We start from the raw sequence: 13,548 nt of genomic DNA on the forward strand, positions 1-13,548 counted from the left end.
GACGAGCCGTTGCTCGAGGTATCGACCGACAAGGTGGACACGGAAATCCCGTCTCCGGTCGCCGGCATTATTGAAGCCATCCTGGTGCAGGAAGATGAGACCGTCGAGGTCGGCACCCCCCTGGTCACCATCGGCGACGGATCGGGCGCGGCCGCACCCGTCGCTGAGGCACCGGCTGCAGAAGCGCCGGTTGCTGAGGCGCCCGTTGCCGAGGCACCCGCGCCGGTTGCTGAGGCGCCCGTTGCCGAGGCACCCGCGCCGGTTGCTGAGGCGCCCGTTGCCGAGGCACCCGCGCCGGTTGCAGCACCCGAGCCCGTCGCGGCACCAGTTGCAGCACCCGCACCCGTCGCGGCACCAGTTGCAGCACCCGAGCCCGTTGCGGCACCGGTTGCAGCACCCGCACCCGCACCCGTCGCGGCACCAGTCGCTGCACCAGCGCCCGTTGCAGCAGAACCAGAACCGGTCGCTGCAGCCCCGGCAGCAGCACCCGCACCCGTCGCAGCCGCCCCCGCGGCACGCGGTTCACACGCTGGCACCAGCGGCTACGTCACGCCGATCGTGCGCAAGCTCGCCAACGAAGCCGGCGTCGACCTGGCGACGATCAGCGGCACCGGAGTGGGCGGACGTATCCGCAAGGAAGACATCGTGCAGGCGGCCTCGGCCTTCGGCACGACCGCTGCCGCACCGGTCGTCGAGGTCTCGCCGCTGCGTGGCACCACCCAGCCGATGTCGCGCCTGCGCAAGGTCGTCGCCGAGCGTGCTGTCATCTCGATGCAGTCATCCGCTCAGCTCACGACCGTGGTCGAGGTCGACGTCACCCGCGTCGCTCTGCTCCGCGACCGGGTCAAGGGCGCTTTCGCCGAGAAGACCGGCAACAAGCTGTCCTTCCTGCCGTTCTTCGCCCTCGCTGCCGCTGAGGCCCTCCGTGCCATCCCGATTGTGAACGCCACGATCGAGGGCGACACGATTGTCTACCCGGCGCAGGAGAACATCAGCATTGCCGTTGACACCGAGCGTGGCCTGCTGACCCCCGTTGTGCGTAACGCCGGGGATCTCGACTTGGCCGGTTTCGCCGCCCAGATCGCCGACCTCGCCGCTCGCACCCGCGACAACAAGCTGAAGCCCGATGAACTGAGTGGCGGAACGTTCACGCTGACCAACACCGGTTCGCGCGGCGCGCTGTTCGACACGCCCGTCGTGTTCCTGCCGCAGAGCGCCATTCTGGGCACAGGCATCGTGTACAAGAAACCGCTCGTTGTCACCAACGACGGTCTCGACTCGATCGCGATCCGTTCCAGCGTGTACCTCGCGCTGTCCTACGACCACCGCATCATCGACGGAGCGGATGCAGCCCGCTTCCTCACCACGATGAAGGCGCGGCTCGAAGCCGGTGCGTTCGAGGGCAACCTCGGAATCTAACAGTACGAGCTGTCGGAAGTTTCGGCCTGGGACACCTCAGTAGTCGAAGATCTCACGAAGACGCCAGCCGCCCTCGCCCTTGACCACCAGGACCGAGGCCGGCTGGCTTTTTTGCTGCCCGGACGCCGGAGTCAACACGACCACGGCCAGGTCACCGCTCCGTTCTGCCAGGGACGGCAGGTAGGGCGCGTAGTCGGCGACCTCCCGGCCGGATCCGCCCTGCTGCCGTTCGCGGGCATCGTAGCTGTCCGCGGCCAGAATGGCCGAGCCGGTCTGATCCACGTCGACCAGGCAGACCAGGGAGGCAGCGACCAGGCACGCCGCCCGGCGCACGAGGAGCACCGGCACGGCCGATACCGGGTTGTCCCCCGCTATCGCCGCCAAGCCTGCCGTACGAGCGGCATCCGCGGAGCCCGCGACCGTTGGTACGGGGGCCGGAGTGCCGGTGGCCCCTGCACTGTTCCTCGACGTGCCGTCGGCACCCGACGCGCCGGGTAACGCGCTGTCACCGGCACGGCCCGATACCGGGAACAGGGTCAGGGCGAGCACGAGAATGCTGGCGCCGCCCAGTGCTGCCACCAAAAGCGGCCGGTGGTGCCCATACAGTCGTTTGCGCAGGGCGTGCGCCACAGCCTTGAGCGGATGCGAGTCGATCACAGAATCAACGACGGTCGCGAACGACCGACCAGGACGCGACTGCGGCTGGAGCCGGCGCAGGCTGGCTGCGCCCCAAGCCATGAGACTGGTGAAGGCATCGCCACCGACGCCGAATCGCGCGGGTAACGACCTGTCGTCGAACAGCTCGTCGATCGTGTCGGTGAACTCATCGTTGGACGTATCGTCGAACCCGTGATCGGATCCGTCGTCGAATTCGTGGCGGCGGAGTTGCACCACGTTCACCTGACCAGTCCCCGCCTCGAACGCGTCAGCGTTCACGTTCTGTGTTTGGGCCTCCAATCGGTGGGTGAGGCGAAAGGCGTCAAGCGGTTCGGCGTCGGCCCAATCGAAAAGGTCATGCTCCAGTGTGCCGAGGACCGAACCGACCCCTGCCGCGCCAGCTGCCCCGTCTGAAGATTTCGGAGAAACGGCCGGGTCGATGGCGCCCCGAAAGCGCCGCAGGAGCGCCGCGCCGCTCGCGCGGTGCGTGTCCGTTACATCGACGGCCTCGACGAGGGCTTCCATCACGATAGCCAGGCGTTCGTAGTCGGCGCGGAGCCGCCGCATCCGCTCCCTGGGTATGTCAGTGAGCCGCGCAACCGCACCGAAACCGTTCACCACCGCCCGGCCGCTGGCATCCAGCAGAATTGTCGCCTGGCTGATGGCCCCGTGCGCGAACCCGGCCGTGTGCATGGCGCGCAGGGCGACGATGATCGGTGCCAACAGGGTCACGGCTTCGCCGGCAGACAGTCGAGGGTGTTCGACCAAGTACCTGGCCAGGGATCCTCCGGTGAGTCGTTCCAGGACTAGACAAATGCGACCATCCCCGAGCTGCGCAACGTCGAGCAGGCGCACGAGTCCCGGCGCTGCCCCCGAGGTCAGCACGGCAATGTCGAGTTCGATGCTCGTCGACTCGGTGTCGGCGCGGAAGACCTTGAGGGCCACCGCGCTTGCCGCACCGGAATGACCCAGGTACACCACGGCTCGATCCCCGGTGCCCAGCAAACGGATCACGCGGTGTCCGGCGACAATCCCCTCCGGGTGCACCGGTTCTGTCGTGGCGGAAGCGCCGTCGGCCTTAAGGTATGCCGCGCGCTGGCCGGGACGGGAGTCGCGGCCAGCTGTGTCATCGGCCGAAGTCGGAGGTTGTTCAGAGCGTCGTCTCACCTGCCCATGATCGGCCGCTGGGCCGGCCAGAGCGCTCAGGTCCCCCGCTCTCGTGCAGAACAGGCGATCTGTGCCGCTGTGGAGGAGCCGGTCCGGGTGGCACCGGCGCCGGCTGCGCCCGGGTGCTCGCTGCGCCCGGGTGCTCGCTGCGCCCAAAATGCCGGCGACGCCCCTAGACTGGGCAGATGCTCGACTTTGTCGTCGCGGGGCTAAGCGCCAACTCCGTGCCGTATGTTGAGGGCCTAGAGCTCCAACGCGCAGTCCATCGTTCCGTCGTCGCCCACGAGCGACCGGACACCGTCCTCCTCCTGGAGCATCCGGCCGTGTATACCGCCGGAAAACGCACTCTGCCGGAGGAACGCCCCGTCGACGACACGCCGGTTATCGACGTCGACCGGGGCGGCAAGATCACCTGGCACGGCCCGGGCCAGCTCGTCGGGTATCCCATACTGCACCTCGCGGAACCCGTCGACGTCGTCGGCTACGTTCGGTCCCTTGAGGCAATCCTGATCGAGGTCCTGATCGACTTCGGGATCGATGCCGTACGCGTTGCGGGACGCTCAGGGGTGTGGGTGGGACCCGACGGCCACGAAGATAAAATAGCCGCGATCGGAATCCGAGTTGCCCAGGGAGTGACCATGCACGGTTTCGCGCTCAACTGCAGCAACTCGCTGGATGCCTATTCGCGCATCATCGCCTGCGGAATTCGCGATGCCGGGGTGACCACGATGACCCGTGTGCTCGGCCGCACCGTCGACCCGAGCGAATTGATCGATCCGATCACGGCCGCTTTCCGTCGCACGATGAGCCTGAATGCCGCCCCGGTGGCCCCTGCAAGCATGACCCCAGCCAGCCTCGATACCGTCAGGACGAACGCATGAGCGCAGTACCCGAAGGCCGCAAACTGCTGCGGCTGGAAATTCGCAACGCGGAAACGCCGATCGAGCGGAAGCCCGCCTGGATCAAGACCGTCGCCAAGATGGGGCCGGAATACCAGAAGCTACAGGCGCTGGTGAAGAGCGAAAACCTGCACACGGTGTGTCAGGAGGCCGGCTGCCCGAATATCTTTGAATGTTGGGAAGATCGCGAAGCGACCTTCCTCATCGGGGGTTCACAGTGCACCCGCCGTTGCGACTTCTGCCAGATCGACACCGGCAAGCCCGCAGACTATGACACGGACGAGCCGCGTCGCGTCGGCGAGTCCGTCGTGTCGATGAACCTCCGCTACGCCACCGTGACCGGCGTCGCCCGCGACGACCTCCCCGATGAAGGCGCCTGGCTCTACGCCGAGACGATTCGTCAGATCCACCAGCAGAGCCCCGGCACCGGTGTCGAGATTCTGGTCCCAGACTTCTCCGGCAATCCGGAACACCTCGCCCAAGTCTTCGACGCCAAACCCGAGGTCTTCGCCCACAACGTGGAGACCGTGCCACGCATTTTCAAGCGCATCCGCCCGGCCTTTCGCTATGACCGCTCGCTCGACGTGCTCACCCAGGGCCGCAACGCCGGGCTGATCACCAAGTCCAACCTCATCCTCGGCATGGGTGAAGAACGCGCAGAAATCACCCAGGCACTGCACGACCTGTATGAGGCCGGTACCGACATCATCACCATCACCCAGTACCTTCGCCCGAGCGCCCGGCATCTTCCGGTGGCCCGCTGGGTGCGCCCAGAGGAATTCGTCGAGCTCAATGAGGAAGCCAAGGAGATCGGCTTTCTCGGCGTCCTGTCCGGTCCGCTGGTGCGTTCGTCCTACCGCGCCGGTCGGCTGTGGGCCCAGTCCATGGTCGCAACCGGTCGCCAGATCCCGGCCGAATTGCGCCAGCTGGCGGATGCCCAACTTGGGTTCGCCCAGGCCGTCTCCTGATGCGAGCACACAGGCGAATTCGGTCACGGGGCATTCGAGTGACTGGGTAGTCTTATACCCATGGCACGCAGCAAGGAAAAGTCCCCCAAAAAACCAAAACAGCCCGGCCGCTTGAAGCAAATGTGGCAGGTATTCCAGATGACGAGACGCTACGACTCGAACATCGTCTGGATTCTCGTTTTGGCCTTCGTCGTCCCCGTTCTGATCAGCCTGGCCCTCGCCCTGCTGATCCCGGGGAGCAACGTCTTCACGATGGTGCTCTGGATCGTCGCCGGCGTGCTCGCCGGTATTCTGGCCATGCTAATCATCCTCGGTCGTCGGGCCGAGAAGGCCGCGTATTCCCAGATCGAGGGTCAGCCCGGTGCCGTGGGGGCGGTATTGCGCAGTTCACTGAAGCGTGGCTGGGTCGGCAGTGAAATGCCGGTAGCGGTCAACGGCAAGACGCAGGATGCGGTCTATCGTGCGGTCGGTCGCGGCGGCGTCGTGCTGATCAGCGAGGGACCCAAGACGCGCACTGCCCGTATGCTCGACGAAGAAAAACGCAAGATTGTGCGCATCGGCGGCAACGTCGGCATCACGGTTATTTCCGTCGGACCCGACGAGGACGCCGTGCCACTGCACAAGCTGGCTCGCCGCCTGACCAGGATCAAGCCCACGCTGACTAAGGCCGAGGTGCTCGCTGTAAACAACCGCCTCAACTCTATGGGCACGAAACTTCCCATTCCCAAGGGCGTCGACCCCATGAAGGCGCGCCCCCAGCGCGGCTGACCTCAACAGACAACAGAACGGCCGGGCGTCCATCGCCCGGCCGTTCTTCGTCATCGCAGTGCTATTACTGCCGGATGAGCGCCGTTCCGGCAATTTTGTCGTGGAAGCCACGCTGGTCGGAATCCCAGACCAACGCCGGGAGGGCAATTCCGAGCAACAGCGACCGCACCACGGGTCGCCAGAGACCAATCCAGCCCCCGTGGATAGAGATAAGTCGGAGGCCCACCAAGCGGTGACCGATGCTGGCACCGATGGTCGGGATGAAGACGATCTGCAGGATGACGAAGATGATCAGGTTCGCCGCCGGGTCATAGTTGAAGAAGATCGCTGAGACGCCGATGGCGATGGCCCAGTCGATGGCGAAGCCGAGCATCCGTCGACCGGGGCGGCCGATGGAACTCGGCCCGATCTGGGGTAATCCGAGCCGCTCCCCCGGCCATCTACTGGGTGGAAGCTGACCAAAAGTGTTCGGGCGGGAGTCGGAGGCTGGCACCCGATGAGTCTACCGATGGGGCCTGCCTGTAACATGGGCGAAACATAAGCGTCACGGACAAGTAACGCAGCGCTACTAATCTCAATGAAGCCGATGTGTCCGATTCGGCCGTTTCCACGCCCTCGTCGTCTGGAGTTATTCCGCATGTTCCGCGATTCGTCCGAAGTGCTTAAATTCATCAAAGACAATGACGTCAAGTTTCTTGACATCCGTTTCACCGATCTCCCCGGTGTGCAGCAGCACTTCAACATTCCGGCATCCACCGTCGATGAAGAGTTCTTCACCGTTGGCCAAATGTTCGATGGTTCCTCGATCCGCGGTTTCGCGTCGATCCACGAATCCGACATGCAGCTCATCCCCGACGTGTCGACCGCATACCTGGACCCGTTCCGCACCGAGAAGACGCTCATCATGCTCTTCGACATCTACAACCCGCGCAACGGTGAGATCTACTCCAAGGACCCGCGCCAGGTAGCCAAGAAGGCCGAGAAGTACCTCGCCTCCACCGGCATCGGCGACACCGCCTTCTTCGGCTCCGAAGCCGAGTTCTACATCTTCGACGACGTGCGCTACGAAGTGAACCAGCACACCAGCTACTACAAGGTCGACTCCAGCGAGGGTGCCTGGAACTCGGGTCGTAAGGAAGACGGCGGAAACCTCGCCAACAAGACCCCGTTCAAGGGCGGCTACTTTCCGGTCAGCCCGGTCGACCAGCACGTCGACATGCGCGATGACATCTGCCTCAAGCTGATCGAATCGGGCCTCGTGCTCGAGCGCAGCCACCACGAGGTCGGCACCGGCGGCCAGGGCGAGATCAACTACAAGTTCGACACCATGGTGCACGCGGCCGACGACCTGCTCAAATTCAAGTACATCGTCAAGAACACGGCGCATGACTGGAACAAGACCGCGACCTTCATGCCTAAGCCGCTCTTCGGCGACAACGGCTCCGGTATGCACACCCACCAGTCCCTGTGGGCCGACGGCAAACCGCTGTTCTACGATGAGGCCGGCTACGGCGGACTGTCCGACGTGGCGCGCTGGTACATCGGAGGTCTGCTCAAGCACGCCCCCGCCGTGCTCGCCTTCACCAACCCCACGGTCAACTCGTACCACCGTCTCGTCCCCGGCTTCGAAGCCCCGGTCAACTTGGTCTACTCGGCCGGTAACCGTTCGGCGTCGATCCGTATCCCGATCACCGGCACCAACCCCAAGGCCAAGCGTCTCGAGTTCCGCGCCCCCGACGCGTCTGGTAACCCGTACCTCGCCTTCGCCGCTCAGCTCATGGCCGGCCTCGACGGTATTAAGAACCGCATTGAGCCGCACGAGCCGGTCGACAAGGACCTCTACGAGCTGCCGCCCGAAGAAGCCAAGAACATCCCCCAGGTGCCCGCGTCACTCGAGGAGGCCCTGCAGGCCCTCGAAGCCGACCACGACTTCCTGATGGCCGGAAACGTCTTCACACCCGAATTGATCGAGACCTGGATCGAGTACAAGCGCGAAAACGAGATCAAGCCGCTCGCCCAGCGTCCGCACCCGTTCGAGTTCGAGCTCTACTACGGCGTCTAAGCAGTAGATGCGCGCGATCCGTTCATCGGGCCCGCGTGACTGGGAAGGGACTGCATCTTCGGATGCGGTCCCTTCTGTGTTGCAAGGTGACGCGTTGCCGCGTGCTGTGTTGCCGAGTGCACTCCTGTCACGCGCCTCGTGCCGGATCAGCCGACAGTGGGCCCCGGACGCTCCACGGGGCCGTAGAACAGTCGCTCGAACACGGCACGTGCCCGGCGGGTCACAGCAAGATAGTCGTCCTCGAGCTGATTGCCCGAGCCGGGCGGGTATTCCATGACCCGGGCGATTCCTTCGAGGGCCGCACGATCGGTCGGCAAGACGTTCGAGGTGTGATTGGTCCACAGGGTGATGGCCGACCGCGCACGGGACGCGAAGATCCACGCGCTGCGCAGCACCGCGGCATCCGCTGCCGGAATCAGGCCGGCACGGACCACCTCGGCCAAAGCCGACAGCGTCGACGTCGTGCGGAGCGCCGGAATCGCTGCCGCGTGCTGCAACTGCAAAAGCTGCACCAGCCACTCCACGTCGCTGAGCGAGCCGCGCCCGAGCTTCAGGTGCCGGTTGGGGTCGGCGGCCTGCGGCAGCCGCTCGTTCTCCACCCGCGCCTTGATGCGGCGCACCTCGCGCACGGCCTGTTCGCTGATCGCGGGGGGATACCGCACCTCGTCGGCGACGGCCGTGAAGTCGCGCAATAGAGCAGCGTCGCCGGCGACCCCACGGCCGCGAAGAAGCGCCTGCGCCTCCCAGGTGAGCGACCAGCGCCGGTAGTAGGCCTGGTAGGACTCCAGTGACCGAACGACAGGGCCATTGCTGCCCTCGGGCCGCAGCCCAATGTCCAGGTCCAGTGGCAGACGCGAGTCCTCGGTGAGCCGGTTGAGCTCGCGCACAATGTAGCGGGCCCGATCATTGGCAGCTTCGCCGTCGAGGGTGCCGGCACGGAAGACGTACATGACGTCGGCGTCGGAGCCGAAACCCAGCTCGGCGCCGCCAAACCGGCCCATGCCGATCACACCGAACTCAATACCGTCGCCGCCGGACGACCCGTCGGCGCCGCCCTGATCGTTCAGGTCTCCCCCACGGATGGCGGCGATCACGCCCTGAATATAGGTCGCGTTGACGTCGGTCAGGCCCTGGCCAAGCTGGTCGAGATCGATCTGGCCGAGTAGCGAGGCGAATGCCAGACGCAGCATCTCACGGCGACGGGCGGCGCGCAGGATGGTGGCGGCAGCATCTGGGCTTTCATGCCGGCCCAGCACGGCTCGGGTCTCATCCTGCAGGGATTTCCGCGGCCGTGGCTGCAGGTCGGCCTCGTCCTCTAGCCAGGCCACCGCCTCCGGGATCTTTTCCAGGAGCTCGCCGATGTACCGGCTTCCGGACAAGACCCGGGTGAGTCGCTCGGCGGCGCCGGAGGAATCCCGAAGCATGCGCAAAAACCAGTAGGTCGAGCCGAGGTTGTCGCTCAGGCGACGAAAGGCCAGAAAGCCGTAGTCGGGGTCAGCTCCCTGGGACAGCCACTGCAACAGCACGGGAAGCAGGTGCCGCTGGATCGCCGCACGCCGGGACACCCCGCCGGAGAGAGCGGCGATGTGGGCCAGTGCACCCTTGGTATTGAGGAAGCCGATTGCGGCGAGACGGGCCTCGGCCTGTGCGCTCGTCAGGTTGAGGCCGTCGGCGGGCAGCGACGCCACCGCCGACAGCAGGGGCCGGTAGAACAGCCGCTCATGCAGGCCGCGCACCCGTTGTTTGGTCTCCGACCAGCGGATGGTCAGCCCGTCAGCGCTCGTGGCCAGACCGGTCGAGCGAGCCAATACCCGCAGGTTCGCTTCGTCCCGCGGCACCAGGTGGGTACGGCGAAGCTTTTGCAGCTGCAGCCGATGCTCCATCAGGCGCAGCATGCGGTAGTCCTGGGCAAATTCGGTGGCTTCGGCCCGGCCCACATACCCGGCGGTGGCCAGGGCGGTCAGCGCCGGCAGGGTACCGGCCTGTCGAACGTCGGGGTCGGTCTGGCCATGCACGAGCTGGAGCAGTTGCACCGTGAACTCGATATCGCGCAGCCCGCCAGGGCCCAGCTTGAGCTGAACGTCGACCTCGTCGTCGGGAATGTTGTCGGTGACGCGCTCACGCATCCGCTGCACCGATTCGACGAAATTCTCCCGGCTGGCGCTGCTCCAGACCTTGGGCGTGACCGCATCGAGATAACGCGCCCCCAGCGCGCGGTCACCGGCCAGTGTGCGGGCCTTGAGCAGTGCCTGGAACTCCCAACTTTTGGCCCAGCGGTCGTAGTAGGCCAGGTGTGATTCGATCGACCGTACGAGTGCACCGCTCTTGCCCTCAGGGCGCAGGTTGGGGTCGACCTCCCACAGCTCAGGTTCGATGCCGGATTCGCCCAGGCCGCGCATGATGAGCACGGCCAGGCGGGTGGCGATCTCAACGGCTCGGGAGCTTTCCAGCCCGGCCGCTTCGTCCCCATCGGCGACGAAGATGACGTCGACGTCGCTCACATAGTTGAGTTCGCTCGCGCCGGCCTTGCCCATTCCGATAATGGCCAGGCGGGTGGCACGCACCTGTTCGGTTGGAAAAACACCGCGCCCGGCCGTGTTACCGCTCGACATGGTACGGGCGACCGCGAGGGCGGCTTCGAGCGCTGCGGTGGCGAGGTCGGACAGGGTGCGGGCAACGCCGTCGAGCCCCGCCACGGGGTCGGCCTGTTCGAGGTCGAAGGCCGCCAGCTGCGCCAGTCGGCGACGATAGCGCACCCGCAGGGCAATCCAGGCCGCGTCGTCGACCAGCTCCGAGAATCCCCCGGTCGCACCGACCGAGTCCAACAGGTCGCTGACCAGTTCGTCGAGGCTGGGTAGCACCACAAGAGGCGTTGCCAAAACCGAGAGTTCCACCGGATGCCTGAGGAAGAATTCGGTGAGTCCGCTGGAGGCTCCAAGAACCTTCAGAAGCCGCCCGGTCGCCGTGGCTGACTGCAAGAGCTCAAACAGTTCGGGCGACCCCGGTCGCAGCAGGGCGACCAGCGCTACCAGCGCGGCATCCGGGCTGGCCGTCACCGCGAGGAGCGGCAGAAGCGCCCGCGTCTCGGTCAGCCTCCCGGCCGAATCCGGGTCAGTGTGCGGGCTGACCGCACCGAGCTGGGCGACCTCATCGAGGCGGGCACGCACCTCGGCAAGGTCGACGAAACCCGCCCGAACGAGTTCGGTCAGGGTCAACTGCAAACGCTCCATCGCGGGTGATTCCTTCGGTCATCGACCACTGGTGAGTTAGAGCATCTCCAGGTTTTTTTCCAGTTCGAACGGGGTAACCTGCGAGCGGTAGTCGCGCCACTCCTGCCGTTTGTTCAGCAGAACATAGTTGAAGACCTGTTCGCCGAGGGTCTCGGCGACGAGCTCTGACTCCTCCATGAACTGGATGGCGTGATCGAGGCTGGCCGGCAGTTGCGTGTACCCAAGCGCACGACGTTCGGTGTCGCTGAGGCTCCACACGTTGTCTTCGGCCTCCGGCGGCAGCTCGTAGCCTTCCTCGATGCCCTTGAGGCCGGCGGCCAGCATAAGCGAATACGCGAGGTATGGGTTGGCTGCGGAGTCAATGGCGCGGTACTCGACGCGGGCGCTCTGGCCTTTGTTCGGCTTGTAGAGCGGTACGCGAACCAGCGCGGAGCGGTTGTTGTGGCCCCAGCAGACAAAGCTCGGGGCCTCGTCACCGCCCCACAGCCGCTTGTACGAGTTGACGAACTGGTTGGTCACCGCAGTGATCTCCGGGGCGTGCTTGAGCAGCCCGGCGATGAACTGACGGCCAATCTTGGAAAGCTGGTACTGGGCACCGGCCTCGTAGAACGCGTTCGCGTCCCCCTCGAACAGCGACATGTGCGTGTGCATGCCCGATCCGGGGTGTTCCGACATGGGCTTGGGCATGAACGTCGCGTACACGCCCTGCTCGATCGCGACTTCCTTCACCACGGTACGGAAGGTCATGATGTTGTCTGCGGTGGTGAGCGCGTCGGCATAGCGCAGGTCGATTTCGTTCTGGCCCGGACCGGCTTCGTGGTGACTGAACTCGACAGAAATACCGAGGTCTTCGAGCATGCGCACCGACCGGCGGCGGAAGTCGTGGGCGGTGCCGCCGGGAACGTTGTCGAAGTAGCCGGCCGAGTCGACCGGAACCGGCCCGTTCTTGCCGTATTTCGACGACTTGAGCAGGTAGAACTCCACCTCGGGGTGAGTGTAGAACGTGAACCCGCGGTCGGCTGCCTTGGCGAGGGTGCGCTTGAGCACGTTGCGCGGATCGGCCACGGCTGGCTGACCGTCGGGGGTGGTGATGTCGCAGAACATGCGGGCGGTGGGGTCGACCTCGCCGCGCCAGGGCAGGATCTGGAAGGTCGTGGGATCCGGGTGCGCCAGGACATCCGCTTCAAACGAGCGGGTGAGGCCTTCGATGGCTGAACCGTCGAAGCCGAGGCCCTCGTTGAAGGCACCTTCAACTTCGGCTGGCGCGATCGCCACGGATTTGAGGGTGCCGACGACATCGGTGAACCAAAGTCGAACGAACTTGATTCCTCGCTCCTCGATGGTCCGAAGAACGAAGTCGCGCTGCTTGTCCATTCACGCTCTCTCTGATTGCTCAAACAGGTAGCCAGCAAAACAACTACCGACCCCAATAACTACTGTCTAGGCTACTGGCTCCAGGCACGATTGCTTGCCTGACTACACTTGTCGCATGCCAGAGTTGACAGCACCCGAGCCCGATTCCACGGTTTCTTCCGCCGATGCCGCAGTGCAGCATCCCTACAACGCGGCTTCCGGGCCGAAGCGAGTGCGCACCCGCCACTTTAAGAACGCCAAGGCGCAGGGCATCCCCATCACCGGCCTGACCAGCTACGACATGTTGACCGCCCAGATTTTTGACGAGGCCGGAATCGATTTTCTGCTCGTGGGCGACTCAGCCGGCAACAACGTCTTCGGGTATGAGACCACGCTGCCGGTCACGGTGGACGAGCTCATCCCGCTGACCCGTGCCGTTGCCCGTGCGGTGACTCGCGCCCTGGTCGTGGCCGATATGCCGTTCGGGTCGTACGAGAACGGGCCGGACCAAGCCCTGGCGACCGCCGTACGGTTCATGAAGGAAGCCCAGGCCCACGCAGTGAAGCTCGAGGGCGGCCAGCGCAGCCACAAGCAGATCAGGCGTATCGTCTCGGCCGGAATTCCCGTGATGGGACACGTCGGTTTCACCCCGCAGAGTGAACACGGTTTGGGCGGCCACATCATTCAGGGCCGAGGGGATGCCGCCGACGAGCTTATCGCTGACGCTCTCGCCGTGCAGGACGCCGGCGCTTTCGCCGTCGTCCTGGAGATGGTGCCGGCTTCCGTCGCAGCTCGCGTGACCAAACGACTGTCGATCCCGACGATCGGGGTCGGGGCGGGACCATCCGTTGACGGCCAACTCCTGGTGTGGACCGACTTCGCCGGTATGACCAGCGGCCGGGTGCCCAAGTTTGTGCGGCAGTACGCCGACGTTCGGGCGGTACTGACGGATGCTGTGCAGCGGTTCACCGCGGACGTCGCCTCTGGCGCGTACCCCGCGCCAGAGCACAGTTACGAGTAGAACG

The 13,548-nt window shown here is 65.2% G+C and carries 10 protein-coding genes; 6 read left to right on the forward strand and 4 right to left on the reverse strand.

The features are described from left to right. Positions 1–1,419 (forward strand): 2-oxo acid dehydrogenase subunit E2 (locus BLS91_RS17845; protein ID WP_139165829.1); only part of this gene is annotated, 1,419 nt, incomplete at its 5' end. Positions 1,420–1,455: 36 nt separating this feature from the next. Here the strand turns inward: BLS91_RS17845 and BLS91_RS17850 are convergent. Then, entirely contained in the window at positions 1,456–3,243 is a 1,788-nt protein-coding gene (locus BLS91_RS17850) for a protein kinase domain-containing protein (RefSeq protein ID WP_159433903.1), read from the reverse strand. Between the two features lie 185 nt (positions 3,244–3,428). Between BLS91_RS17850 and lipB the strand changes: the two genes are divergently transcribed. From lipB to BLS91_RS17865, 3 genes are read left to right on the forward strand one after another with little or no spacing between them, the layout of a single operon-like run. Then, complete coding sequence (gene lipB, locus BLS91_RS17855; protein WP_092342193.1) at positions 3,429–4,124, forward strand: lipoyl(octanoyl) transferase LipB; 696 nt, start codon at positions 3,429–3,431, stop codon at positions 4,122–4,124. Continuing rightward, positions 4,121–5,110 (forward strand): lipoyl synthase, encoded by a 990-nt coding sequence (gene lipA / locus BLS91_RS17860; protein ID WP_092342195.1) that lies wholly within the window; start codon positions 4,121–4,123, stop codon positions 5,108–5,110. The genes lipB and lipA overlap by 4 nt, the downstream gene beginning before the upstream one ends. A gap of 60 nt (positions 5,111–5,170) precedes the next feature. Then, the gene (locus BLS91_RS17865; protein WP_092342197.1) at positions 5,171–5,878 is read left to right on the forward strand and encodes a DUF4191 domain-containing protein; all 708 of its coding nucleotides are present in this window, start codon (positions 5,171–5,173) and stop codon (positions 5,876–5,878) included. 64 nt (positions 5,879–5,942) lie between these two features. On the opposite strand, the gene BLS91_RS17870 is transcribed toward BLS91_RS17865, so the two are convergent. Further along, positions 5,943–6,371: an RDD family protein gene (locus tag BLS91_RS17870; RefSeq protein WP_233197526.1), complete on the reverse strand. Its 429-nt coding sequence runs from the start codon at positions 6,369–6,371 to the stop codon at positions 5,943–5,945. A 144-nt stretch (positions 6,372–6,515) separates the two neighbouring features. Here BLS91_RS17870 and glnA point away from each other — a divergent pair, with 144 nt between their 5' ends. Next, the gene (gene glnA / locus BLS91_RS17875; RefSeq protein WP_092342201.1) at positions 6,516–7,940 is read left to right on the forward strand and encodes a type I glutamate--ammonia ligase; all 1,425 of its coding nucleotides are present in this window, start codon (positions 6,516–6,518) and stop codon (positions 7,938–7,940) included. A 146-nt stretch (positions 7,941–8,086) separates the two neighbouring features. On the opposite strand, the gene BLS91_RS17880 is transcribed toward glnA, so the two are convergent. Then, a complete protein-coding gene (locus BLS91_RS17880; RefSeq protein WP_092342203.1) occupies positions 8,087–11,170 on the reverse strand; it encodes a bifunctional [glutamine synthetase] adenylyltransferase/[glutamine synthetase]-adenylyl-L-tyrosine phosphorylase in 3,084 nt (1,027 codons plus the stop codon). 36 nt (positions 11,171–11,206) lie between these two features. After that, the gene (locus BLS91_RS17885; RefSeq protein ID WP_092342204.1) at positions 11,207–12,544 is read right to left on the reverse strand and encodes a glutamine synthetase family protein; all 1,338 of its coding nucleotides are present in this window, start codon (positions 12,542–12,544) and stop codon (positions 11,207–11,209) included. Between the two features lie 115 nt (positions 12,545–12,659). Here BLS91_RS17885 and panB point away from each other — a divergent pair, with 115 nt between their 5' ends. Beyond that, a complete protein-coding gene (gene panB, locus BLS91_RS17890; RefSeq protein ID WP_092342206.1) occupies positions 12,660–13,544 on the forward strand; it encodes a 3-methyl-2-oxobutanoate hydroxymethyltransferase in 885 nt (294 codons plus the stop codon). Positions 13,545–13,548: the final 4 nt, after the last annotated feature.

The organism is Cryobacterium flavum (genome assembly GCF_900103805.1).
Taxonomy (GTDB): domain Bacteria; phylum Actinomycetota; class Actinomycetes; order Actinomycetales; family Microbacteriaceae; genus Cryobacterium; species Cryobacterium flavum.

What these genes read in the sequence shown, in the direction of transcription:
- lipB (WP_092342193.1), top strand. Translation starts at nt 3,429, where the DNA reads ATGCTCGACTTTGTCGTCGCGGGGCTAAGCGCCAACTCCGTGCCGTAT.
- lipA (WP_092342195.1), top strand. Translation starts at nt 4,121, where the DNA reads ATGAGCGCAGTACCCGAAGGCCGCAAACTGCTGCGGCTGGAAATTCGC.
- BLS91_RS17865 (WP_092342197.1), top strand. Translation starts at nt 5,171, where the DNA reads ATGGCACGCAGCAAGGAAAAGTCCCCCAAAAAACCAAAACAGCCCGGC.
- glnA (WP_092342201.1), top strand. Translation starts at nt 6,516, where the DNA reads ATGTTCCGCGATTCGTCCGAAGTGCTTAAATTCATCAAAGACAATGAC.
- BLS91_RS17880 (WP_092342203.1), bottom strand. Translation starts at nt 11,170, where the DNA reads ATGGAGCGTTTGCAGTTGACCCTGACCGAACTCGTTCGGGCGGGTTTC.
- BLS91_RS17885 (WP_092342204.1), bottom strand. Translation starts at nt 12,544, where the DNA reads ATGGACAAGCAGCGCGACTTCGTTCTTCGGACCATCGAGGAGCGAGGA.
- panB (WP_092342206.1), top strand. Translation starts at nt 12,660, where the DNA reads ATGCCAGAGTTGACAGCACCCGAGCCCGATTCCACGGTTTCTTCCGCC.